Annotated in this window: 22 protein-coding genes and 1 other RNA gene; 4 read left to right on the top strand and 19 right to left on the bottom strand. The window is 49.3% G+C overall.

The window, feature by feature from the left end; genetic code table 11:
• On the top strand, positions 1-280 hold a 280-nt coding region (locus tag L696_RS31405), incomplete at its 5' end, for a hypothetical protein (RefSeq protein ID WP_209440943.1).
• Positions 281-400: 120 nt separating this feature from the next.
• On the opposite strand, the gene L696_RS0108110 is transcribed toward L696_RS31405, so the two are convergent.
• The 14 genes from L696_RS0108110 to rpoE form a co-directional block, all read right to left on the bottom strand.
• Positions 401-676, bottom strand: coding sequence for a pro-sigmaK processing inhibitor BofA family protein (locus L696_RS0108110; protein ID WP_025683202.1), 276 nt, complete (start codon positions 674-676; stop codon positions 401-403).
• Complete coding sequence (locus L696_RS0108105; protein WP_025683201.1) at positions 673-984, bottom strand: DUF2508 family protein; 312 nt, start codon at positions 982-984, stop codon at positions 673-675. Before L696_RS0108105 ends, L696_RS0108110 begins: the two co-directional genes overlap by 4 nt.
• A gap of 215 nt (positions 985-1,199) precedes the next feature.
• Entirely contained in the window at positions 1,200-1,799 is a 600-nt protein-coding gene (gene recR / locus L696_RS0108100) for a recombination mediator RecR (protein WP_025683200.1), read from the bottom strand.
• Between the two features lie 26 nt (positions 1,800-1,825).
• A complete protein-coding gene (locus tag L696_RS0108095; protein ID WP_013308226.1) occupies positions 1,826-2,137 on the bottom strand; it encodes a YbaB/EbfC family nucleoid-associated protein in 312 nt (103 codons plus the stop codon).
• A gap of 45 nt (positions 2,138-2,182) precedes the next feature.
• Positions 2,183-3,934, bottom strand: a complete 1,752-nt coding sequence (gene dnaX, locus L696_RS0108090; protein ID WP_025683199.1) for a DNA polymerase III subunit gamma/tau — start codon at positions 3,932-3,934, stop codon at positions 2,183-2,185.
• Between the two features lie 157 nt (positions 3,935-4,091).
• Positions 4,092-4,358, bottom strand: an RNA gene (gene ffs / locus L696_RS29305) — signal recognition particle sRNA large type.
• Positions 4,359-4,465: 107 nt separating this feature from the next.
• Positions 4,466-4,663, bottom strand: a complete 198-nt coding sequence (rpmE, locus tag L696_RS0108085; RefSeq protein WP_025683198.1) for a 50S ribosomal protein L31 — start codon at positions 4,661-4,663, stop codon at positions 4,466-4,468.
• 157 nt (positions 4,664-4,820) lie between these two features.
• Positions 4,821-6,092 carry a radical SAM family protein gene (locus L696_RS0108080; protein ID WP_025683197.1) on the bottom strand — a complete coding sequence of 424 codons (1,272 nt, stop codon included), beginning with the start codon at positions 6,090-6,092 and terminating at the stop codon, positions 4,821-4,823.
• Positions 6,093-6,241: 149 nt separating this feature from the next.
• Positions 6,242-7,576: a transcription termination factor Rho gene (gene rho / locus L696_RS0108075; protein WP_025683196.1), complete on the bottom strand. Its 1,335-nt coding sequence runs from the start codon at positions 7,574-7,576 to the stop codon at positions 6,242-6,244.
• A gap of 258 nt (positions 7,577-7,834) precedes the next feature.
• Positions 7,835-9,088 carry a UDP-N-acetylglucosamine 1-carboxyvinyltransferase gene (locus L696_RS0108070; protein ID WP_025683194.1) on the bottom strand — a complete coding sequence of 418 codons (1,254 nt, stop codon included), beginning with the start codon at positions 9,086-9,088 and terminating at the stop codon, positions 7,835-7,837.
• A gap of 208 nt (positions 9,089-9,296) precedes the next feature.
• Positions 9,297-10,151 (bottom strand): class II fructose-1,6-bisphosphate aldolase, encoded by an 855-nt coding sequence (gene fba, locus L696_RS0108065; protein WP_025683193.1) that lies wholly within the window; start codon positions 10,149-10,151, stop codon positions 9,297-9,299.
• A 230-nt stretch (positions 10,152-10,381) separates the two neighbouring features.
• Complete coding sequence (locus tag L696_RS0108060; protein ID WP_025683192.1) at positions 10,382-10,768, bottom strand: response regulator; 387 nt, start codon at positions 10,766-10,768, stop codon at positions 10,382-10,384.
• 215 nt (positions 10,769-10,983) lie between these two features.
• The gene (locus tag L696_RS0108055; protein WP_025683191.1) at positions 10,984-12,585 is read right to left on the bottom strand and encodes a CTP synthase; all 1,602 of its coding nucleotides are present in this window, start codon (positions 12,583-12,585) and stop codon (positions 10,984-10,986) included.
• A gap of 401 nt (positions 12,586-12,986) precedes the next feature.
• A complete protein-coding gene (gene rpoE, locus L696_RS0108050; protein WP_025683190.1) occupies positions 12,987-13,535 on the bottom strand; it encodes a DNA-directed RNA polymerase subunit delta in 549 nt (182 codons plus the stop codon).
• Between the two features lie 404 nt (positions 13,536-13,939).
• Between rpoE and L696_RS0108045 the strand changes: the two genes are divergently transcribed.
• The gene (locus tag L696_RS0108045) at positions 13,940-15,100 is read left to right on the top strand and encodes a S8 family peptidase (protein ID WP_025683189.1); all 1,161 of its coding nucleotides are present in this window, start codon (positions 13,940-13,942) and stop codon (positions 15,098-15,100) included.
• Positions 15,101-15,121: 21 nt separating this feature from the next.
• On the opposite strand, the gene L696_RS0108040 is transcribed toward L696_RS0108045, so the two are convergent.
• The 4 genes from L696_RS0108040 to L696_RS0108025 are packed head-to-tail and all read right to left on the bottom strand — an operon-like array spanning position 15,122 to position 20,254.
• Positions 15,122-16,486, bottom strand: coding sequence for an MBL fold metallo-hydrolase (locus tag L696_RS0108040; RefSeq protein WP_025683188.1), 1,365 nt, complete (start codon positions 16,484-16,486; stop codon positions 15,122-15,124).
• Positions 16,483-18,153 carry an ABC transporter permease gene (locus tag L696_RS0108035; RefSeq protein WP_025683187.1) on the bottom strand — a complete coding sequence of 557 codons (1,671 nt, stop codon included), beginning with the start codon at positions 18,151-18,153 and terminating at the stop codon, positions 16,483-16,485. The genes L696_RS0108040 and L696_RS0108035 overlap by 4 nt, the downstream gene beginning before the upstream one ends.
• A 4-nt stretch (positions 18,154-18,157) precedes the next feature.
• Entirely contained in the window at positions 18,158-19,228 is a 1,071-nt protein-coding gene (locus L696_RS0108030) for an ABC transporter substrate-binding protein (RefSeq protein WP_025683186.1), read from the bottom strand.
• A gap of 21 nt (positions 19,229-19,249) precedes the next feature.
• Entirely contained in the window at positions 19,250-20,254 is a 1,005-nt protein-coding gene (locus L696_RS0108025; protein WP_025683185.1) for an ABC transporter ATP-binding protein, read from the bottom strand.
• A gap of 201 nt (positions 20,255-20,455) precedes the next feature.
• Between L696_RS0108025 and L696_RS0108020 the strand changes: the two genes are divergently transcribed.
• Positions 20,456-21,349, top strand: a complete 894-nt coding sequence (locus L696_RS0108020) for a LysR family transcriptional regulator (protein ID WP_025683184.1) — start codon at positions 20,456-20,458, stop codon at positions 21,347-21,349.
• Positions 21,350-21,476: 127 nt separating this feature from the next.
• Entirely contained in the window at positions 21,477-22,337 is an 861-nt protein-coding gene (locus L696_RS0108015; RefSeq protein ID WP_025683183.1) for a hypothetical protein, read from the top strand.
• Between the two features lie 84 nt (positions 22,338-22,421).
• On the opposite strand, the gene argS is transcribed toward L696_RS0108015, so the two are convergent.
• On the bottom strand, positions 22,422-24,002 hold a 1,581-nt coding region (argS, locus tag L696_RS0108010; RefSeq protein ID WP_025683182.1), incomplete at its 5' end, for an arginine--tRNA ligase.

The following is a 24,002-nucleotide window of genomic DNA, read 5'->3' as shown; positions in this document are numbered from 1 at the left end:
TCATTTTGAAACTGACGAGATAAAATATCTCTTTTTGCTCCAGCTCCGTTCAGCCTTGCGGCATGTCCGAAACCTTCGCGGTTCACTCACTCGTTGTTCAGTTTTCAAAGATCAAACCTTCATATTCTCTTGCTTTGTTTCACCACCGCATCTCAGCGGCGACTTAATTAATATAACATACATTCGGGATTTAAGTCAACACTTTTTTAAATTATTTTTCAATTTCATTTCAGCGTTGTTCTCACAAAAAAATTCCCGGGCTTTAAGGGCCGAGAATTAATGTATCATATAATTGAATTGGTCGTCAACTATATTTTAAAACAAATGCATATTTCGCTTTGCCCTTACGCGAAAACTCACATACAATCAATCCTTTTCCTTGATTAAACTCTATACACACTCACATTGCCTGTCCAAACAATATCATTTTCAATCCCAGTAAAAGCGCGATTCCAGGCACTCCCAAAACCGTTACGGCTCCCATTGTTACCGGATTAATCGGGATATACACCTGTGTGACCCAACCCGAATAATTAATGACATACAGTGCAATTGCCGCCAGAGCCATATGTGCTCCAAATACAGTAAGCCAGCCGATACCCAGACGTTTTTTGAGGATTAGATATGACAGCACCACAACGCAAGCAATCAGAACAAGCCAGACAGCACCTCTCATTCGGCTCTCCGTTTATGAACACGATCTGCGTCATTGGCATACCCCGGCTCATCTGCGGGCAGGTGGAAACGATGTAACCCTTGCTGTTTGGCACATTTTAAATGTATCTGATATTTACGCTCCGCAGCTTCCAGAACAAAAATAGCATAGTCGATTTCGTCCTCGCCTGTAGCTTCATGAAATAACCGATGCGCTCTTAACCATTCTGCGTGCGAAGCCCGAATCTGGGCAAACAACTCCTGACGATACTCTGCCTCCGATTTGCCGTGCTCTTGTCGACGAAAATTTTGCTTCACCCGTTCCCACATCCATTCATCCTCCTCACAAGCTGAATTATGTGTACAGTCTGTAAGACTACCTTATTCATACTTATTTAACAGAGGACAAACTTAGAACAAGAACTGCCCATACCAGACCTATCATCACAAAATAAAAAGGAGCCATAACGGCTCCCCATTGTGTCGAGACAATCCATACGATTTATCGACACTAAAAAAATATCTATAACATATACATGTACTTATTAGTTCAGCTCTCTGCGGCCTTCCAGCGCTTTGGACAGTGTTACCTCATCGGCATACTCCAAATCCCCGCCTACCGGCAGTCCGTGAGCAATACGAGTAACCTTGATTTCAAAAGGACGCACCAGCCTGGAAATGTACATGGCCGTCGCTTCTCCTTCAATGTTCGGATTCGTAGCCAAAATCAGCTCTTTGATGCGTTCATCACTAAGTCTGTTCAATAATTCCTTGAGCTTGATATCCTCAGGACCAATTCCCTCCATAGGAGAGATTGCCCCATGAAGCACATGGTAAAAGCCGTTAAACTCCTTGGTGCGCTCCATAGCTACCAGATCCTTGGAATCCTGAACAACACAAATGACGGAAGCATCCCTCGTCTTATCCTGACAGATCCGACAAGGGTCCGTGTCCGTAATATTGCCGCAGACGGAACAGAAGTGAAGATTGCGTTTCACATTGACCAGTGCTTTGGCAAAATCAATCACATCGTCTTCCTTCATTTTCAGTACGTGAAAAGCCAACCGGGCAGCCGTCTTCGGCCCCACTCCCGGCAGACGCGTAAATGCATCAATCAGCTTTGCAATCGGCTCCGGATAATACAATAGTGTGTTTCTCCTTTATGCACAGTCTAGAACAAGCCTGGAATTTTCATACCGCCTGTAAATTTACCCATATCATCATTAGCCAGTTCATCTGCTTTGGACAAAGCATCGTTGACCGCAGTCAACACGAGATCTTGCAGCATTTCCACATCATCAGGATCTACAGCCTCCGGTTTGATGGTGATGGAAAGCACTTTTTTATGTCCGTTTACCTCTACAGTCACAACGCCGCCGCCGGAAGTACCTTCAATTACTTTTCCGCCAAGCTCCTCTTGGGCTTTCAGCATTTGCTCCTGCATTTTTTTCACTTGCTTCATCATTTGGTTCATATTGTTCATTTCAATCATCTCCTTTAATGAAGTATACATCCAGACACTTTGATTTTAATCCTTTATAACTACCAGATCTTCCCCAAAAAGTTCAATAGCCTCATCAATCCAGGGCTCCTTGGACTTTCCCGGCACGTCAAGCTCCTGCTCCAGTTGGAATTCTTCGGCAGGCTGGTCGGGAACTCCTTCAATCGCAGCATTCCAATCCTTTTGCATCATCGTCACCAGACGATAGGGATGGCCCAACTGTTCGTGCAGAACCTTCTCAATGACCTGCTTGTTGGCAGGCTTTTCAGTAGTTTCACGGTGAATGTTGTTCTTAAACGCCACGAGCACGCTATCCTCTAATACAGACACAGGCTCGCCGTCCATAAACCATGCATGAACTGTGACTTTCGCTTCTTTGACTCCCTGCAAAATTTGGCTCCACTTACGCCCGGCAGCCGCAAATGCCTCTCCCGACTTCTCGGCGATATAGCGATCCAACTGGGAAGGGAGCTTGGCTGGCGCAGAAATCCGCGGAGCGGGAGCGCGCCCTCCGGGGGCCTGACGGCTCCCCGACGATGCATCCTGCCCTGCCCCGGCAGCCAATCCGCCTTGCAACGCACGTTCCAGCTTCTTCTCCAGCTCGGCAAGCTGGCGCTTCAAAACGGCTACATCTTCCTGATTGGCAGCAGCGCCGGAATGCTGTGCGGTCGGCTGAGCAGCATCTCCGGCTTGCCCAGGAATGCTGCACAGCTTCAATAGAGCTACCTCAAACAAGGTTTGCGGCTGAACGGCATACTTCATCTCGCTCTGATAGCGATTAAGCGTGTCAATCATGCTAAAGAGCTGCTCCTTGGTAAAAGCTTCTGCCACTTCCTTGAACTGCTCCGGCTCCAGCACGCGCTCTGTCATTTTAGTTGCCTGCGGCACCATCTTAATCATAAGCAGATCTCTGAAATAGTACAGCAGATTTTCCATGCATTTATCTGCGCTTTTACCTTCCTGCATAAAGTTCTCAATCATTTGAAGTACTGTGCCGACATCTTCTTTCAGCAATGCCAAGGCAAGCTTACCGAATTGTTCAGACGCAATACCTCCCGTCATATCCAGCACTTGCTGATAAGTAACCCGACCGTCTGTAAACGAGGATATCTGATCCAGAACGCTAAGTGCATCCCGCATTCCGCCATCTGACAGACGCGCAATGTATTGTAATGCGTCCGAATCAGCCTCTATGTTCTCCTGTCGACATATAAGGTCAAGACGTTCTGTCTGCTCCTCTAGCGATACCCGCCGGAAGTCAAAACGCTGACAACGCGAAATGATCGTCGCTGGAATCCGGTGCGGTTCTGTCGTAGCCAATATGAACATCACGTGTGGCGGCGGCTCTTCCAGCGTCTTAAGCAACGCATTGAACGCTTCCGTCGTCAGCATGTGCACTTCATCGATGATATAAACCTTGTGCCGTACTTCCGTCGGCGCATATTTGACTTTATCGCGCAAATCACGAATCTCTTCAACGCCCCGGTTGGAGGCTGCGTCAATCTCCTGTACATCCATGACCGCTCCGGCCGTGATTCGTTTACAGGCTTCGCATTCGTTGCAAGGCTCCGGCGCCGGTCCATGCTCACAGTTAATTGCCTTGGCCAAAATTTTGGCCGCACTCGTCTTACCCGTTCCTCGCGGACCGCTGAACAGGTAGGCATGGGACGTGCGATTTTCGCGGATGGCATTCTGCAATGTCTGGATAATATGCTGTTGTCCTACCATGTCCTTGAACGACTGAGGCCGCCAAGCACGGTACAACGCTATATGTTCCAATGCGCGTTACCCTCTTTCCCATTCACTTTCATGAACATTAATGTTCACTTCATTATACTATACTCCCGTCCGAATCTAAACCGGACACCTTCCAATCTATAAACACAAAAAAACATCTTCGCAATGACTGCCAAGATGTTCTAATTCCCAATATATACCGTGCACCTGTTATTGATCGTTGTGATCCGAGCGGCAATCCTGAACAACAACTCGGGCTAGGCCACCCTCCGGCACAAGAGTGGGCCTGCTTATGGCTGCTTCCTTCCGGACCTGACCAGGTTCACAAGTACTCATTGCGGAGGACCCAACCGTCAACATTGTGCGCAGAGACCAGCCTCACATCAACAACACCTCTAACAGGAATTCAACCTCGCTATAGCGGATTGCGAGTTACAGGGCACCGCTACCTCCCCATCTAGCACGGTGAAAATAAGTATATCTCAAGACCGCACAAAAAGCAAACATCCACAACAAAAAGAGCCCTCTGCAATAGCAGAAGGCTCTAATAACTTTATAACCTGCGGTAATCGATTAGATACCGTATTTCTTCTTGAAACGATCCACACGGCCGCCAGCATCAAGGAATTTCTGCTTCCCTGTGAAGAATGGGTGGCAAGCGGAGCAAATCTCCACGCGCAGAGAACCTTTCACAGAACCGGTTTCAAACGTATTTCCGCAAGCACAAGTGACAGTAGTTACGTTAAATTTCGGTTGAATAGCTTGTTGCATTGAACTTTCACCTCTTTCCGCCCTGAACGTCCTATCAGCCCAGAGTTGTATGAACACATGTTCACATTATAGCACCTGGATATGAGCGTTTCAACAACTCTTTTGTGTATCCAAAAATGGCGTAAAACAAGTGTAGTTCAACCCGCTATTGACCGTTTTAGGCCTTGGCAAACTTGGGACGCGCCAGCCCTTGAGGCGGTACGTGGGTGTAAGACCCGATAACAACATCAGGCAGTTCCTCCCGGTAAATCTCAAGCATTTGCTTCATTCCAAGAATCTCTCCCTGGGCAGGTGGAATCAGCTCCAGATAGCTTTCAGGATCAATATTCAGGTTGCGCATCTGAATAAGCTTGAGCTTGGTGCGTTTGGCAAACTCAATCATCGCTTCGATTTCTTCCTCACGGTCTGTCACACCTGGAAAAATCAAATAGTTAATCGACGTATATACACCCTGCTCGGAGGCATAACGAAGTGATTTTTCCACATTGGCTAACGTGTAGCCACGCGGCTTGTAATACGCATTGTAGTGGTCGTCCAGTGCGCTAATCGTGCTGACCCGCATCAGATCAAGCCCGGCATCTACAATACCCCGGATATGATCGTTCAAGCCTGCATTCGTATTGATATTAATGTATCCCATATCTGTAACGGAACGGACCTCTTTGATCGAATCAATAATCAACTTGGCTTGAGTAGAAGGCTCCCCTTCACACCCTTGGCCAAAGCTAATAATGGACTCCGGTGTTTTCAAATGCTCCAGCATGACTTCCACAATCTCATCGACACGAGGGCGGAAGTTCATTCTCGTCTGAGGGGATACAAAACCACTGTCATCCGGCTGTTCGGATATGCAGCCAAAGCATCCGGCATTACAAGAATAAGATACCGGAACTCCACCCTCCCAGCGGTTCAGGAACGTGTTCGAGGAAGTAAGACACTCATAGCCTAATGCACAGTTGGACAAATGTTGGTACAGCCGATTTTCCGGGTACTGCTCTGTCATCCGCTGCACGCCCTGTTTCACCTCATGGCGGTCACAGTTTTCCGGATTCCATTTAGACGGATTATCACTCCGCTCTGCCGTTACATAGAAGGCTCCATCTTTCCAGACCACGGCCGAATAGCCGAACAAGGGGAGCTTATACTCCTTATCGGTCTTCACATACCCTGGCAGGCACAAGCGCGTAAAGCCTTGAGGTAACAAGGCCCCCACCGCCTGCATATCGCCTGGCAAGGAAACCATTTCCCCGGATTCAGGGTTCATACCGACCGGGCGTGTGTTGGGCAGACTTACCAGCGTAGCTCCTTCCGGTAGCGGAATAAGCTCATCTTCCATGATTTCGACAATCATGTCCGCACTGCGGGCAAGCCCATACAAAGAAGCATGATCATATACATTGCCTTTTTCGTCGGCATACACCAAATACATCGTAGAGCTCCTTTCGTTCCGTCAAGCGCACGCCTGAAACAATTCGAACCGTGACGGCTGCGTCTTGAGGAACAGACAAATACCTATCGTGGAAATTACGTTTATCCATAGGCTGATCATTGTTATTGAGGGTAGCTATATTGCTGGCTTTAGTTGGTTGAAGCTGGAACCGATGCTGCGGTGGAACGCGTGGTTCTCCGTTGCGGAGTACTTGAGCTGCTTTGTGATCCGCTGGACGGTGCCGTTGTATCAAACGAGGCCAAAAACTCTGCGTTGTTGCTGCTGTTACGCAACTTTTTTAGGAAGCCTTCCACAAAATCGTGGCTTTCCGTCATATTTTTACGAATGGCCCAAATCGTATCCAATTCTTCCTTGCCTAACAACATTTCCTCACGCCGGGTACCGGAGCGACGAATATCAATAGCCGGGAATATGCGGCGTTCCGCAAGCTTGCGGTCCAAATGAAGCTCCATATTGCCTGTACTTTTAAACTCTTCATAGATAATGTCATCCATCCGCGATCCCGTATCAATGAGCGCCGTGGCCAAAATGGTAAGACTTCCGCCCTCTTCCACATTCCGCGCCGCACCAAAAAAACGTTTTGGACGGTGGAAGGCCCCTGGATCAATACCCCCACTAAGCGTACGACCGGAAGCTGGAATAACCAGGTTGTAGGCACGCGCAAGACGAGTAATGCTATCCAACAGGATAACCACGTCTTTTTTATGCTCTACGAGGCGAAGGGCACGCTCTAGAACCAATTCCACTACCTTGATATGGTTCTCAGGCAGTTCATCAAAAGTGGAAGCAACAACTTCACCTTTAACAGAACGCTGCATGTCGGTCACTTCTTCCGGACGTTCATCAATCAACAAGACAAACAGCTCAATCTCGGGATTGTTGGTAGAAATGCTATTGGCAATTTCTTTGAGGAGAAGTGTCTTACCAGCTTTGGGAGGTGCCACAATGAGTCCACGCTGTCCAAGTCCGACAGGGGCCAATATATCCATTATTCTCGTAGACAAATTATTGGGGGTAGTTTCAAGAACTAACTTGGTTTGTGGATAAAGTGCAGTCAGTGCGGGAAAGTGTAGCCGCTCAGCAGCTTGTTCAGGACTTCTTCCATTGACGGCGTTAACTTGAAGCAATCCAAAATATCGTTCATTTTCTTTCGGAGTCCGGCATTTACCGGATACTAGATCGCCCGTTCTCAAGTCAAACTTGCGGATTTGTGAAGCAGAGATGTAAATATCTTCGGTACTCGGGAGATAATTAATCGGCCTCAGAAAGCCGTACCCTTCAGGAAGTATTTCCAGAACCCCCTGCATAAACATCAATCCGCTCTTCTCGGCTTGTGCACGCAGGATGGCAAAAACTAATTCTTTCTTCTTGAGCGTTCCGTAGTACGGGATCTGGTATTGCTTGGCCAGCTTGTACAGATCGGTCAGCTTCATTTCTTCCAGATCGGAAATTTGCAGATCCATATAATAACCACCTATTCAATTATTAAGTCCATTCAAAACTAAATGATAGACAATGACATCATAAACACCATTAATATAATTTTAACCAAAACAAATAAAGTTATGCAGCCGTCTGCTTGGATTATACCGAATTATTCCGGTTTTCCGATAAAAGATTGTTAGGTATGAACCTATATCTTGTATCATGCAACGGCTGCATAGAGCCTATCCATTTTATTGTTCATCCGTTCCGGGCGTTCAAAAAATGTACGAAGTTTGTTATTCTGTCTGCCGCCATACGTCCGCGCCCAAAAGACGCAGATTGGAGACGAGATGATCATAACCACGATCGATGTATTCGACACCTGACACCTCGGTTACGCCTTCACTTACCGTAAGTCCGGCAATGACAAGCGCAGCACCAGCACGCAGATCGGCCGCTTTGACTTTAGCCGCATTTAGCTTGCCGCCCTCAATAATAGCCGAACGACCTTCCACGCGGATTTTAGCCCCCATTCGCACAAGTTCAGGGACGTGTTTAAAACGATTGCTATACACAAAATCGCTCAGTACACTGACTCCTTGCGCCTGGGTAAGCAAGCTGGTCATAGGAGATTGCAAGTCTGTGGCGAAGCCGGGGTAAATTAAGGCTTTAACATCAACATGCTCATATGAAGGCGAGCCCAGAACACGAATACTTTCGTCATATTCCTCTATACCGATACCCATTTCCTGCATTTTTGCAGTCAGGGCCTCCATATGCTTGGGAATTACGTTGTCAATTAAAACATTACCACGAGTAGCCGCAGCAGCAATCATATATGTGCCCGCTTGTATGCGGTCAGGTATGATGGAGTGACGGCAGCCATGTAGCTCGGACACGCCTTCAATCCGGATCGTTTCCGTTCCGGCGCCCTTAATAATGGCTCCCATGGAGTTCAACAAGGTTGCTACATCTATAATCTCAGGCTCTTTAGCCGCATTTTCGATAATTGTGGCGCCTTTGGCACGTGCGGCCGCCAGCATAATGTTAATCGTAGCTCCCACACTGCTAACATCCAAATAAATCTTGGTACCGCGCAGCTCTTTGGCATGCAAATGAATAGCACCGTGCTCGTTCGTAACCGTAGCACCCAGTGCTTCAAAACCTTTGATATGCTGATCAATGGGCCGAGGTTCAAAATTGCACCCTCCTGGCAAACCGATGATCGCTTCCTTGAATCTGCCTAGCATGGCTCCCATCATATAATAGGATGCTCGTAATTTCTTAACAGGTCCATTCGGCATGGGAATGGATTTAATGGAGGATGGATCTATTCTCATCTGGCTGCCTTCCCAGGCAACGGTTGCACCAAGTTCCTCCAGTATTTCGGAATACACCGCCACATCACTCAACAGCGGCAAATTATCCAAAATGACTTCCGACTCTGCCAGAATGGCGGCGGGAATCAAGGCGATGGCACTGTTTTTGGCACCGCTGATGGAAACTGTACCTTGAAGCGGCCGTCCACCGGTGATCATCAATTTTTCCATAAGCTTGAGGGTCCCCCTACTTGTTTTGCAGTCGGTCAAATAATAAACTTTCAACTTTTTGGTGGTTAAAATGGAAAGACACCGGCTAAGCGGTGTGCTTTCCAAGCCAAACTATTCAACTGAACAGATTCAAATCTTCTGTGCAGAACTACAATTACAATCAAGAGATACATTGAACCATGCAGGTGCACGGTAAATCAACTTATTCTTACGCTTGGTTGTTGGAACCGAACTCACGGATTTTACCGATAACGGTTTGTTTAATCGCTTCACGACCTGGAGCGATAAATGTACGTGGGTCATAAGCATCCGGTTTCTCAGCAAGCACTTCACGAACCACTTTCGCGAATACGATTTGGTTCTCAGTGTTTACATTGATTTTGGAAGTTCCCAGCGAGATTGCTTTTTTGATGTCATGCGTTGGGATACCAGTACCACCATGCAGAACGAGTGGAAGTTTGATTGCATTGCAAATTTCTTCCATTTCTTTGAAGCCAAGGTTTGGCTCGCCTTTGTAAGGTCCGTGAACGGAACCCAGTGCAGGAGCCAGTGTGTCGATACCTGTTTCGTTAACGATACGCAGACAGTCGTCAAGCTTCGCGTACATTACGTCACCTACAACATCATCCTCTTGACCGCCAACCATTCCAACTTCAGCTTCAACGGAAACGCCTTTGGAATGTGCATATTCAACGACTTTTTTCGTCGTTTCGATATTTTTGTCGATTGGGCTGTGGGAATCGTCAATCATAACAGATGTGAAACCAGCATCAATGGCTTCTTTACATTTTTCAAAGCTGGAACCGTGGTCCAAATGGATCGCAACCGGAACCGTAATCTTCATGTCATGAATAAGTCCTTCTACCATTTTAACAACAGTGTAGAAACCGCCCATGTGACGTGCTGCGCCTTCAGATACGCCCAGAATTACCGGGGATTTTTCTTCTTCAGCAGCGCCCAGAATAGCTTGAGTCCACTCCAGATTGTTAATGTTGTACTGACCTACCGCGTATTTTCCTTCAAGTGCTTTGTTCAACATGTCTGTCATAGATACCAATGGCATGGTTACAGTCCTCCTAAGGGTGTTTGGGTTTGTCTATATTTTAGCCGACATCACATACGGGCTTATTATACCACAACCCATATTAAATACTAAACAAGCTTTTGCACATCAACACATACGAAAATCACGCCTCAGGACGCCGTTTTTTCATAGAATTGTATAAGGAGAGGATTTACTTTCAGTATTTCCCATAAACACAAACAAAAAACCCTGTTGTGTTAACAGAGTTTTCAACCAAAGTGACTCGTTTCATCACCCCTGAGTTGCTTGTTTACGGCGATTCGCATTTCATCAATATCAAAGGGCTTGGTAAAGTGCATGAGTGCTCCCAGTTCCGTCGCCTCTTTAATCATGTCCAGTTCTCCATAAGCTGTCATCATAATAACCTTGATATCGGGATTCATGGTCTTTAGATGCTTCAAGATTTCAAGTCCGTCCATACCCGGAATTTTCATATCGAGCAAAACCAGATCAGGCGGTTCCTTTTCAACAATTTCAAGTGCAATTTTTCCGTTTGCTGCCTGAAAGGTCTCGTAACCCTCACTTCCGAACACTTCCATCAGCAAAATTCGTATTCCATTCTGGTCATCGACGATTAACACTTTTTTCTTTTCCAATGTCTTAACCTCCTAGGATCTTAAAACGAGGATCATGCAGCTATTGCCATAACAGCGTCCGATGACGTACAATATCCGTCCCATACCCTAAACTATATTCGCTCCTGCAAAAAGAAAATCCTTCTCTTATACATAATTGTGGAATATTCTTTCATAATCAGGAAGCGTGGAATGAAAAAAAAGACCTCCCTGAGGAGGTCTTACAGGCCGCAGCATTAGCCTTGAAGCTGCAATGCCGCCTTAACAAATTCACGGAACAACGGCTGTGGACGGTTCGGACGGGAAGTAAATTCCGGATGGAATTGTACCGCCAGAAACCATGGATGCTCAGGAAGCTCCACAATTTCCACCAAACGTCCGTCCGGTGAAGTACCGGAAATGCGAAGACCTGCTTTTTCAATAACTTCACGATATTCGTTATTGAATTCATACCGATGACGGTGTCTTTCATATACCAGTTCATCGTTGTAACAAGCCGAAGCCAGCGAACCTTCCGTCAGTTTGCACGGATACAATCCGAGACGCATCGTGCCGCCCATATCTTCGATGTCCTTTTGGTCAGGCAGCAAGTCGATGACCGGGTAATCCGTAGCCGGGTTGATTTCCGAGCTGTTGGCTCCTTCGAGACCAGCCAGAGAACGTGCAACCTCAATGACAGATACCTGCATGCCAAGACAAATACCGAAGAACGGGATTTTCTGTTCGCGTGCATAACGGATGGTGCTGATTTTACCTTCAATTCCGCGATCGCCGAAGCCACCAGGTACGAGAATACCGCTAATGCCGCCCAGCATGTCCGCTACGTTCTCGTCCGTTACTTCTTCTGCATTCACCCAACGGATTTTCACATCTGCATTGGCATCAAATCCAGCGTGTGAAAGGGATTCGACCACACTTAAATAAGCATCATGCAGTGCAACATATTTACCAACAATAGCAATTTCAACCGTTTTATCCAGCTTTCTGATCCGTTCAACAAGCCCTTCCCACTCCGTCATATCCGGTGCAGGTGTTGTCAGCTTGAGGTGATTGACTACGATCTCGTCCAAGCCTTCTTCACGCAGGTTCAGTGGAACCTCGTACAAGGTCGACGCATCGCGGCATTCTACTACTGCGTTAGCATCAATATCGCAGAACAGCGCGATTTTGGCCTTCATATCGGAGGAAAGTTCATGCTCTGTACGGCAAACAATGACATTCGGCTGAATGCCGATGCTGCGCAGTTCTTTTACACTGTGCTGAGTTGGTTTGGTTTTAACCTCACCAGCAGCTTTAATATAAGGAATGAGGGTTACATGAATGTACATTACATTCTCGCGTCCAACCTCACTTTTGAGCTGACGGATCGCTTCCAAAAATGGCAAGCTCTCGATATCGCCCACGGTACCGCCGATTTCTGTGATAATTACGTCCGAACCCGCTTCACGGCCTGCACGATACACGCGCTCCTTGATTTCGTTCGTAATATGAGGAATAACCTGCACCGTACCGCCCAAATACTCCCCGCGACGCTCTTTGCTGATTACGCTGGAGTATACCTTGCCTGTCGTGACATTGCTGTTCTTGGACAGATTAATATCAATAAAGCGCTCATAGTGTCCCAAGTCAAGGTCCGTTTCCGCACCATCATCCGTTACAAACACTTCACCGTGCTGGTAAGGACTCATCGTACCCGGATCGACATTCAGGTAAGGGTCAAATTTTTGAATCGTTACCTTCAGTCCCCTGTTCTTCAAAAGCCTCCCCAGTGAAGCTGCCGTAATCCCTTTGCCCAAGGAAGACACAACCCCGCCTGTCACAAAAATATACTTTGTCACTGTTTAAAACCCTCCTAAATAAAGTCCAAAATTCAGGCGACATTATGATGTTATCGTAACCCGTTTACACGGATTATCATCCATGAAGAAGGCAGCGGAATCATTTTCCATGCCCGCCGCCCTTAGCCCTCTTTCATGAGTGCAAACACCCTATAAAAAACAAAAAAGCACTCCCGTAGTACGGGGCACTTTTATACAAAAAGCAAACATATAAGTGAATCAATCATAAGCCCAAGCAATAGTTTACCCCGTGTCCAATCCGCTGTCAAGGAAGTTATCTGTGTTAATTTACCCATTGAACAAGATTGGAGGGAATCCATCTGAAAGCTTCAAATCAGAAGGCAGTTTCAAGAAAATGGTCATGAAAAAGGGGAGAATACATCTCCCCTTACAGCCTGATCCTAACGAAGCGAATCATCGTCGTCTTCCGTCGACTCGTCGTCGTTCTCATCTTCTGTATCTTCCTCATCACTGAGGTCTTCATCGTCTATAACCACGTCTTCATCACTATCATCATCTTCACCGTCGAACAGCTCTTCTTCGCCATCCTCGTCTTCACTGTCTGCATCGAAGTCGTCATCGGCGCTGTAAGTTTCTTCTTCCTCATGATAGTCCTCTTCGTCGTCATCGTCTTCGTCATTAATGATACGAGGACGCTTGGCGCCTGTCAGAGTATCTTCGGATTTATCCACTGGATACCAACGCTTCAAGCCCCACAGATTCGTACCGACACAGGCGAAACGCCCGTCAATGTTGATTTCAGTATATAGCTGAGCGATAACGTCATTAATTTCTTCGTCGGACATGCCGCGCAATTTGGCGACTTCCTTCATCAGGTCACGGTAATAATATGGAGTATTGGCCGCTTTCAATACCATAAATGCCAAATCCACCATTGGAGTCTCGTGGACTTTCTCCGGGTCAATCTTCAAGTTGAGTGGGGTACTCACCTAGGGACACTTCCTCTCACACGTAATTCACAAGAACATGTTTCAGAGCATACACGATACATGCAATACTAACATATCCATTATCAAAACTAAGTAAAACCTATTTGGAAGCAAATTGCAAGTTAAACATGGGTATTCGTACAATTTGCAGTAGTATGCCTTGAACAAGGCAGCGCACGTTAAAAAGACGGGGTCCCCCCCGTCTCCGACTGTACCCGCTCCGGGAGAAGTTCCCCAAAGTTGCTGCACAAGAGCTTTTGCCCTCCATGTATCGTATGTGTCCACGATCGCTTTGACACGACAGCAGGCCTATTTCAGTAAAAAAGGGGCAGGTTTCCCATGCCGCCGCTGATGCTTGCTCATACAATACCTCAGCATGGCTTATCGGAGGGGGACTGTCTCAAATGGACTATCCGGGTTTTTTGCAGCGTTTGCACGAGGGCATTTCGGAGCCGTCCGGCAATGGACGGCACAAACAGATCATTACGTTCGATAAGCCTCACCAATACCGGGAATGCCTGTCCTATCTCAGGAAGCTGAAGCCCGAGCTTGCGGGATTGCGGCAAGTACAACCGGCCCGACTGATTCGCGCTCTGATCGCCCCGCTTCCAGGGGGAGACAGGCTGGGCAAATATCACAGCGGTGTTACCGTTGAAGAAGATACTCGCATGAGGGTACATGGAGGAGCGGCCCAGATGGCAAAGGCGGAGAAAAACCTGCCCATGCCGTGGGGGGTTAAACAGGTACGCGCACACAAGGCTTGGCCTTTCTCTACAGGAAACCGAATCAGGATTGGCGTGATCGACACAGGAGCGGATTTTCAACATCCTGATCTGCGGCATTCCCTCGCTAGAGGCATCAATTTGCTTAATCGAACCATGCTACCCTATGACGATAACGGTCACGGCACTCATATTGCCGGTACCATCGCGGCATCCAACTATGATGAGGGTATGGTTGGCGTAGCACCTCAGGCGCTGATTCATCCTGTAAAAGCATTTGACCATAACGGAGCCGCCTACGTCTCCGATATTATTCTCGGCATCGATTGGTGCGTATTGAATCGTATCGATATCATCAATATGAGCTTCGGTATGAAATCACGCAGCAAGGCGCTGCTTGATATGGTGAACAAAGCGTATCAAAACGGTATCGTGATCGTAGCTTCCTCGGGAAACGAGGGCAAGCGCCGGAGTATTGACTACCCGGCACGCTATTCCCAGACCATTTCAGTCGGAGCTACCGATAAATACAGACGCATCGCGCCTTTCAGTAACCGGGGACAATTCGTAGACGTGTACGCGCCGGGTGAAAAGATCATTTCCTCATGGATACACGGCAAGCATCACGAAATGAGCGGTACGTCTATGGCTACTTCCCACGTGACCGGAAGCATTGCCCTGCTCCTTTCACTGAGACCGGAGATGGAGCCTGGAGAAATCAAAGCACTGCTCAAGCGTACCGCTACACCGCTGCGCCTTCGTAAAAGCACCGGGCGCAACTCTATATCCACAAAACTTGGGGAAGTCGATGCCCTCCGACTGATACAGGAGGGTACGAAATAACGGATGGAGTAAATGAATCATCTAAACGTTTAACATTGCACCCGGCTCCAAAGAGTGAATGACTTTTACAGAGCTTTCGTGTTCGGTCCAACCTTCTCTTATCAGCTCGTCACGCACAAGATCAGTCTGCGGCTTGGGCGCATGAACGAGCACAACCTGTTTACCAGGCAACTCCTTCAACATTAGTCTCACATCCGATATCCCCTGATGCACCTTGTAAATCAAATGCTGAACGATACAACGGTCATTCCGATCTGTTTTCTGACCCGTTTTTTGATTCGTACAATCCAGCAGATGTTTACCAAAAGAACCGCTCGAAGCATGTCCCGTTAAAATAACTCCGTTATGATTACTTTTTCCGCTACCTTCGCCATCCCCCGCACTCAGCGGATGATCTGATAAATACTGATAGTACCAGCGCGCCTGTGGCGAATCCATCATGCCATCCCCGGTTACGATCATAGCCGCAGCGTTCTGTTCCAGCAGCCGTACTCGCTCCGCAGCATCACGAGGCACAAAGATCCGGCCACTGTGCAGTACACGTTCTATCCGCGCAGGTACTTCCGGGCGTAGCCATTCTTTCAAACGGCTCAAACGCTGCAATCCCTGCCATATATCCGGCTCTACAATCATTGCTTGTTCAGGGAACTGCTCGCTGGCCCACACAATCAACTCCTGCCCCCGGCCAAAGGCGGGTACCGGAAGCAGCACATGACCACCAGAAGACAATATCTGTCCCATCCCGGCCCGCAGCCGCTCCAGCTTCACAGGCTGCGGGTCTATATCCATGCCATAGGCATTATCCATAATGGAGATATCGGCCAGATTAGGTTCCGGTGCATCGGCAGCGAGCAGCTCGGATTCGCGGCTGTAATCTCCCGAAAAGAACAACCGCTTTCCTTCCATATCTACCATGTACCAAACTGCTCCAGCCAAATGCCCACTACGCCCCCACATGATCTGTACACCCGGACAAGCCTCCTGCCATACTCCTGACGGCGCTTCATCCTCCAGATAGCGGTAAGCTATGGATTCGATATCCCGTTCGTCGTATGGCAATTTGCCGCCTCTCGATTCTACATAAGTATGCCAGGAGCGAAAATAGGAACCCAACTGCTCGGCGGTGGCCTTTGTCGTCCAGACCTCTCCCCGGTATCCATACTTATACAGTAAGGGGAGCGCCATTGAATGATCCTCATGTGCATGAGACAGCAATACAGCGGTCAGCCTCTCCGCCTCCTGCGGCGGAAAAACCGGATACTGCCCGGTTCCTTCCTTTTTCACGCCACAATCCAGCATGATGCGATGCTGTTTTCCTTCCAAAACATAGCAGGAGCGGCCGTGTTCGCCCGCACCGCCCCAAATTCGAAGCTTGGTCATCATCATTTCCACTTTCTTTGCGAGTTTAAGCTTTCCATTAAGATCAGCAGCAGTGTGGTCAATCCGACCGATATGACCGCCATTGCCATACCAAGCGACACCTGCCCCTGTTCGAACTGGGCAAATATGTAGGTTGCAGACGTCTGGACGGATGGCGGCAAAATCAGCAATGAGCCGACCAGTTCGCGCGAAGCAATGGTAAAGGTCATCATCCAGCCTGCCAGCATCCCCGGTAAAATCAGCGGCAGCACAATCCGCCAGAATACATAAAACGGGCGACCACCAAACACCTGTCCTGCCTGAAAAAGAGCAGTGTCTACCTGCGTAAAGGCGCTTTTGACATACTGAACTGTATAAGGAACAAACAAGACAACATACGTCAGAATGACCATACCGTACGTGTTATACAACGGAATCGGCATCCACGGCGAGTTCCACCATAAAATAAGGCCGACTACCATAACAATCCCCGGAACCGTGTTCGGAAGCAAGCTGAATGCATCCACTGTCCGCTGGAGCTTCGTACGTGAGCCGCCAATAACGAGCGCAAACCATGTGCCCAGCAGGGCGGCAATCGTCGATGCACCCAAAGAGAGAAATACGCTGTTCAGTAGCGCCTCCATGCTCTCTGAGCCCCAAGACAGCAGTTCCTTGTAATAATCGAGCGTAAAGTTATCCCAAGCCAAGCCGATCCCCCGCAGCTTCATGGTGGAAGCGGCGATAATTGAAAAATAAGGGATACCAATGGACGCAATTAGCAACACTAGGATAAATGTGACACTTAATCCCGTAGTCCAGCCAGATACACGAAGACGAGAAGGACGAGAACCTTTACCACCTACCAGCCTGTATGTGTACTTACGGTTGATTACCGATTGCACATACCACACGAGCAGACAGGCGGTTAAAAGCACCGTGGCCATTGATGTCGCCTTGCCGAAATCAATCGGCCAACTGGAAATGTATTTGTGAATTTCCGATGTCATGACCTCATACCCGATGCGCCGTCCAAAGGTGGCGGGGGTTCCAAACTCGGCAATCGTTTTGACGAAAATAAGCAGTGCGCCCATTCCGTAAGCCGACAGCAGCAGCGGTAAAATGATCCGGCGGAACCTGTACAGAAAGCCGCCGCCCATAACGGCTCCGGCCTCTTCCAGACTGCCGCCAATCCTGACCAGCGCACCGCGCAGCAGCAGGTACAGGAACGGAAACAGATGCAGACTCATGATCATCACCATGCCGCCAAAGCTGAAAAAGAACGGGGTCAAGAAATGCAGGCTCGGAAACAACTGCTCCAGATACCCGTTTTTTTGCATAAACAAAATCCAGCCCATGGACCCGATATAGGGCGGGGTCATAAACGGAATCAATAGCACCACGTCCAGCCAGCGCCAGCTAGCGAGACGCGTGTTGGACATGATCCACGCGAGCGGAAGTGCAAGCACCGTCGTTCCGGCAATAACACAGATGCCCAGCCAGATCGAGCCGAACAGCACACCCGCAAATCGGGATGCAGCCAACGTCTGGAAAGGCGCAGACCATTGTAATTGTCCGTCTACATACACACTTTGGATGAAAATTTGTAGTAACGGCAGCACGATCAGTAAAGCAAGCGCGATCAGAGCGAGTATTAGACTCCACGCTCTGATCTGTTTGACGGATAAGACCCCCATCCGCTTACTTGAACATTTGCGTGAACTTCTCTGTCACGTCAGGACCATGCTCGCCCATCCATTCCCAATTGGTTTTCAGCAACGGAATCTCATCCAGATTGGCGCGCTTATCTGCTTTAACATCCGTGCGGCCCGGAAGCAAGGAAGCGTCCGCTACCAGCTTCTGCGCCTCGTCCGACAGCAGATAGTCAATGAATGCCTTGGCGTTCTGCTCATGCTGTGTCGATTTGAGAATCGCCGCAGGGCGCGGGCTGATGACTGTTCCTTCCTTCGGATAAACAATGTCGATCGGCTCGCCCTTGGCCTTGGCCTTATAAGTCATGTAATCAACCGCAGCAGCGACCATGCTTTTGGCTCCGGTAATTACCGGGTCCAGCGCTTCCTGATTGGCTCCTGCCATCGCTACGCCGTTAGCCTTGTACTGCTCGAACAACGTCCAGCCCCCATCGCCTTTGGCACTCAGGTAGCCTGTCATAAAATCCAGCGCCGAACCGGACAGCGACGGATCAGGAATGTTAATTTGGTCCTTGTACTCCGGCTTCGCGAGATCGGCCCATGAAGTCGGCGGTGTCTTCACCAGCTTGGTGTTGTACGCGATACCTAATGCGGAAGCACTGGTACTAAAGTAGTTGCCTTCCTTGTCAGACCAATCGGGATTCAGCTTGTCCGCGTTTTTGGCATCCGGGTAAGGGAGCGTGAGACCGTCTTTTTTCAAGCCTTGCACGGACGGAAGAGATGCCAGTACCACCACGTCTGCTACCGGATTCGCCTTCTCAGCTTCCATCCGGGCCAAAATTTTACCCGTCGTTCCCTGGAACAGCTCGACCTTCACTCCACTTTGCGCCTCATACCCCGCTACCAGCTTTTTCGCCAGCCCGTCAGGACCTGCGCTGTAGACAACCAGCTTCTGATCGGTGGATGCCCCCCCGGCTTGCCCTGCTGATCCGGTGGCTTGCGCTCCATCCTTGGATGGTGTAGCCGTTCCACAGCCTGCGACAGCCAGTCCAAAGGTCAATGTTAATGCGAGCATCGCGCCCTTTTTCCAACCTGTACGAAAAACGTGCTTGTTCATCATCTTGTGTTATACCCCTTTTCCCTATGAATCGAGTTGGTGGATGTGTTGCGGTGATACCCAAATTTGCTTTTGTTCCCCGATAGGCAAGCGGGTGGAATGATATGCAGTCCATAGCTCGCCGTTCTCCGCCAGTATGCGGATTTCATAACGGTCCCCAACATAGCTGACATGCCGAATCTCCACTGTAAAAGAGCGCTGATCTACCTGGTCCTGTTCCCAGCGGACATGCTCGGGACGGAATAGTGTTCGTTCCGGCTCCAGCCAGTTCGATTTGCCAATGAACCTCGCCACCTCTGGATGAGATGGACGACCGTAGATCAACTCCGGTGTTCCGGTCTGCACAATATGTCCGCTTCTCATGACGACCACTTCATCGGACATTGACATGGCCTCGATCTGATCATGGGTGACGTACAGGGCAGTCAGCCCCAGATCACGCACCAGCGACAGCATTTCGATGCGCATCTCTTCGCGAAGCACCGCGTCCAGCGCACTGAGCGGCTCATCGAACAAAACAAGCCGCGGACGGACGGCGACCGCGCGGGCAAAAGCGACCCGCTGCTGCTGGCCACCAGACAGCTGATGAGGATACCGATCCTCCATCCCCGACAGTCTGACCTTGTCCAGCGCCTCCAGCACCGCTATTCGCAGCTCCTTGCCACGCACGCTGCCAGAGCCGGGGCCTTTTCCATGCTTGTTCGCACGCAGGCCGAAGGCCACGTTTTCAAACACCGTCATATGCGGCCACAGCGCGAAATCCTGAAACACCATGCCAAAATGACGAAGATGCGCGGGAATATCCTTTTTGCGTTCAGCCGAAAAAAGAACTTCCTCCCCCATCGTGATCGTGCCGGTATCCGGCGTCTCCAGCCCTGCGATCATGCGCAGAAGCGTTGTTTTCCCGCAGCCGGACGGACCGAGCAGTGTCGTGAATTGTCCCCGCCGTACGACCAGATTCGTCTCGTGCAATGCGGTCATATGGCCGAAGGTTTTACTCAACCCGTGAATATACAAATCCTGATTCATCGCATTACCTGCCTGTTCTTATGACTGACCCCAGTGTAAAGCTTGAATTCGCAGCCTGTGTTATTGGAAAGTTAAAACAAAATTAATTATTTCAATGAATTGTGTTAACACTCATAGATTTAATCTATATAGAGGGGACTGATACCGCCGCGCATGGAGCGGGCATGAGTTTCCGATCAATCTGAAAGTGGGGCATTCCAAGTGAATTTAAGTCTTCTGAAGCTGCATATTGTAGAGTTGCTGGATAAGCATCATAAAATTACCACAGTAGCCGAGCTTCTCGGGCTGAAGCAACCGACCATTACCTTTCATATGAGAAATCTGGAGCGGGATTTGGGGGTGAAGCTGTTCGACACACGTATGGGCAAAATCATCCTGACGGATGCCGGGCACGCGCTGCTCCACTATGCCGCCAAGATCAATGCGCTCGCCGCCGAGGCGGAGCGGGTCGTATGCGAGTTCGACACACTCCAGCGGGGGAGCATTCGAATCGGCGCAAGCTATGTACCGGCTACCTATGTGCTTCCTGCGGTGCTGCACCGTTTTGCCCGTGAACATCCGGGGATTCATATTTCCCTGTCCGTGAAAACAGCTCCGGTGATCAAGGACATGCTCGCCCGTCACGAAATTGACCTTGGCGTTATTTCAACAGAGCCGTTTCAAGTGCCAACGCTGGTGTCAGAATCCTTGGGTGAGGATGAACTGGTGCTGATCTGCGCACCTGATCACCCGCTCGCAAGCGAAACCGATTTAACACCCGAGCGCATCGCTTCTTCCTCTTTCGTGCTGCACGGCAAGGATTCCAGCACACGCCAAATGACTGACAAATGGCTGGAGCGTGGCGGACGCCGCCTCCCCTCCTATTTGGAGCTGGATTCGCTGGAGGCGATCAAGCAGGCGGTCATGCTGGGAGAACATGTCTCTTTCGTCTCCCGCATAGCTGTGCAGTCCGAGGTCGAACGCGGGATGCTGGTCATACGGCCCATTCCGGGCCAGCGTGTGGAGCGGTACATTTATATGGTCAGTAATAAGGACCGTCACCGCTCGGCGCTAATTCGCCAATTTGCTGAATATTTGTCAGGGAACCAAGAATAAATCTTACCTGTCATATAGAAATTATGTTATTTTTTAACCGGAGTACCCGCTTGCCTTGACATACGACTGACATTACACCCGTAAAGTGTAGCGTGTACCCCCATTCGGACGAACAGGAGATGATTGGATGAAAACTGGTCTTCGTATCACCAAAGCTTTATCGGTACTAACCCTAAGTGCAGTACTGCTTGTAACGGGATTAAAGGGTGCCGAGCCTGCGCAGGCTGCCGCCAATGCCACACCAAGCTATGAGGTAAAGCTGCTGCTGGATACAGCTCAGGTCCTCAATGCGGACGGCTCTTTGAAAAGCAGCGTAGCCAACGAGTTTCAAATTAGCGAAGATGCGCAACGATTGAGCGTCGAATATTTTGACACGGATCAACTGCAATTGAACAACGAGGGCTGGAACGTGAGATTTCGCAAAAAAGAGGATAAAAAGAATTATGAATTAACCTACAAGAAGCGGTACACGGTCACGAACGGAGATATTAACGCGGCTCTCACCCAAGCGAATAAAGAAGGCTTCAGCGCATCCGACGATAACTACGACGCTGAGGTGGATTGGGGTTATAGCAAGCAGACGCTGAGCTTTTCCAATGATAAGAAAACGAACGCTTCCAAAGGATTAACTCTTCCTTCCCCGGATCAGGCGTTAAAGCAACTATTGGACAATCTTCCGGGCAAGCTGCAAAACTGGAAAACCGGCAACTGGGGCAAACAAACTCTGGCAGACTCCAGAGTACGCGGTCCTGTACAGGTCAGCAAATATGGAGGCAGCTTTCAAGGATTGGATACCGACGTTGAAGTCTGGCCTATCCGTAGTGCAAACGGATCAGGTACAGATACCATCATCGAAATCTCCTTCAAAACCTCGGACTACAGCGTTGCCGCGAGCAACCGCACCAAGCTAATTAACCTGCTGCAATCCAAAGGATGGCTGGTTCCCGCTGATTCCCTGAAAACGAATCTGGTACTGGAACGCTACTAAGCTGCTCAAACAAAAAAAGGAACCGAACGTGCCACCCTGTCGGGGATGGTACGGACGGTTCCTTTTATCGTTAAAGTGGCTTGCTTACATGCGTTCCGGTGCAGACACGCCTACCAGCTTCAGCACGTTGGCAATGGTGGTGCGCACCGCGCCAAACAGCGCCAAACGAGCCTGCGTTTGAGCGGCATCCTCAGTGATAACGCGCTCTGCCTTATAGTAGCTGTGGAACAGCGAGGCCAGCTCATAGACGTAGCGAATCATGCGGTGTGGCGCAAAGCTCGCAGCCGCTACCGATACTTCCTCCGGCAGCTCGCCGATTTTACGCAACAGGTCGTATTCATGCTCAGACGTCAGCTTGGACAGATCAACCTCTGCCAACGGCAGTACGGCAATGCCTTGCTCCTCAGCTTGACGATATACGCTGCACGCTCGCGCGTGGGCATACTGCACGTAGAATACCGGATTTTCATTGGAAGTGGAAATCGCCAAATCCATGTCAAAATCCAGATGCGAATCCATGCTGCGCATCGTGAAGAAGTAACGGATTGCATCCACGCCCACTTCTTCCATCAGGTCTTCCATCGTCACGGCCTTGCCGGTACGTTTGGACATTTTCACCTTTTCCCCGTTTTGGAACAGGCTGACCATTTGGGCAATCAGCACTTTAAGCTTATCCGGGTCGTTGCCCAGTGCTTCCATAGCTGCTTTCATCCGTGGAATGTAGCCGTGGTGATCCGCTCCCCAAATGTTGATAATCGTGTCATACCCACGGGCGTATTTGTCGCGATGGTACGCGATATCCGGGGTCAGGTACGTGTATGTACCGTCATTTTTGATCAAGACGCGGTCCTTATCGTCGCCGTACTTGGTCGTATTCAGCCATGTAGCTCCGTCCTTCTCGTAAATCTCCTCACGGTCACGCAGCTCATTCAGCGCTTTAAGCACTTCGCCGTTTTCATACAGCGAGGTTTCGCTGAACCAGGAATCAAAAGGTACACGGAACAGCTCCAGATCGTGCTTGATCTTGTTCAGTTCCTTTTCGAGACCGTAGTCACGGAAATAGGTAGCACGGTCGCCCGGTGTCAAAGACAGCAGAGAATCGCCCTTTTCGGCCACCAGTTCCTTGGCAAACCCGATGATATCCTCACCATGGTAACCATCTTCCGGCATCTCCGCAGGCTGTCCCAACTCCTGCAAATAACGCACCTCAATCGAGCGGCTCATGTTGTAAATCTGGTTACCCGCATCATTAATGTAGTATTCACGAGTTACTTTGTATCCGGCAAAATCAAGCACGTTGCAGAGGGCATCCCCTACTGCCGCACCGCGCGCATGGCCCAAGTGCAGGCTACCTGTCGGGTTCGCACTGACGAACTCGATTTGTACCTTTTTCCCCGCACCTTCCTGCACACGTCCGTAATCTGCTCCCTGTTCCTGCACTTGCTGAATAACTGCATAGAGGTAGCTCTTGTTCAGGCGGAAGTTAATAAAGCCCGGTCCGGCAATTTCCGCGCTTTCAATCGAAGCGGCAGCCAAGTCCATATTTGCGATCAAATCTTCTGCAATTTGACGCGGGTTTTTCTTCGCAATACGGGTAAGCTGCATCGCAGCATTCGTAGCCAAATCACCGTGCGACTTGTCCTTCGGCACCTCCAGTGTGATTGT

The organism is Paenibacillus maysiensis (assembly GCF_000520815.1).
Lineage (GTDB): Bacteria > Bacillota > Bacilli > Paenibacillales > Paenibacillaceae > Paenibacillus > Paenibacillus maysiensis.
Note: the sequence above shows the minus strand (reverse complement) of the source record. Positions and strands in the feature narration are given on the sequence as shown.

Coding starts and splice junctions, on each gene's coding strand:
- L696_RS0108040 (WP_025683188.1), bottom strand. CDS start 16,486: ATGATGATGACCAAGCTTCGAATTTGGGGCGGTGCGGGCGAACACGGC.
- fba (WP_025683193.1), bottom strand. CDS start 10,151: ATGCCATTGGTATCTATGACAGACATGTTGAACAAAGCACTTGAAGGA.
- L696_RS0108080 (WP_025683197.1), bottom strand. CDS start 6,092: ATGTATTTGGTGTATGCCGACGAAAAAGGCAATGTATATGATCATGCT.
- L696_RS0108110 (WP_025683202.1), bottom strand. CDS start 676: ATGAGAGGTGCTGTCTGGCTTGTTCTGATTGCTTGCGTTGTGGTGCTG.
- L696_RS0108025 (WP_025683185.1), bottom strand. CDS start 20,254: ATGAATCAGGATTTGTATATTCACGGGTTGAGTAAAACCTTCGGCCAT.
- L696_RS0108105 (WP_025683201.1), bottom strand. CDS start 984: ATGTGGGAACGGGTGAAGCAAAATTTTCGTCGACAAGAGCACGGCAAA.
- L696_RS0108095 (WP_013308226.1), bottom strand. CDS start 2,137: ATGAACAATATGAACCAAATGATGAAGCAAGTGAAAAAAATGCAGGAG.
- L696_RS0108035 (WP_025683187.1), bottom strand. CDS start 18,153: ATGGGGGTCTTATCCGTCAAACAGATCAGAGCGTGGAGTCTAATACTC.
- L696_RS0108030 (WP_025683186.1), bottom strand. CDS start 19,228: ATGATGAACAAGCACGTTTTTCGTACAGGTTGGAAAAAGGGCGCGATG.
- rpmE (WP_025683198.1), bottom strand. CDS start 4,663: ATGCAACAAGCTATTCAACCGAAATTTAACGTAACTACTGTCACTTGT.
- L696_RS0108045 (WP_025683189.1), top strand. CDS start 13,940: ATGGACTATCCGGGTTTTTTGCAGCGTTTGCACGAGGGCATTTCGGAG.
- rho (WP_025683196.1), bottom strand. CDS start 7,576: ATGGATCTGCAAATTTCCGATCTGGAAGAAATGAAGCTGACCGATCTG.
- L696_RS0108015 (WP_025683183.1), top strand. CDS start 21,477: ATGAAAACTGGTCTTCGTATCACCAAAGCTTTATCGGTACTAACCCTA.
- L696_RS0108070 (WP_025683194.1), bottom strand. CDS start 9,088: ATGGAAAAATTGATGATCACCGGTGGACGGCCGCTTCAAGGTACAGTT.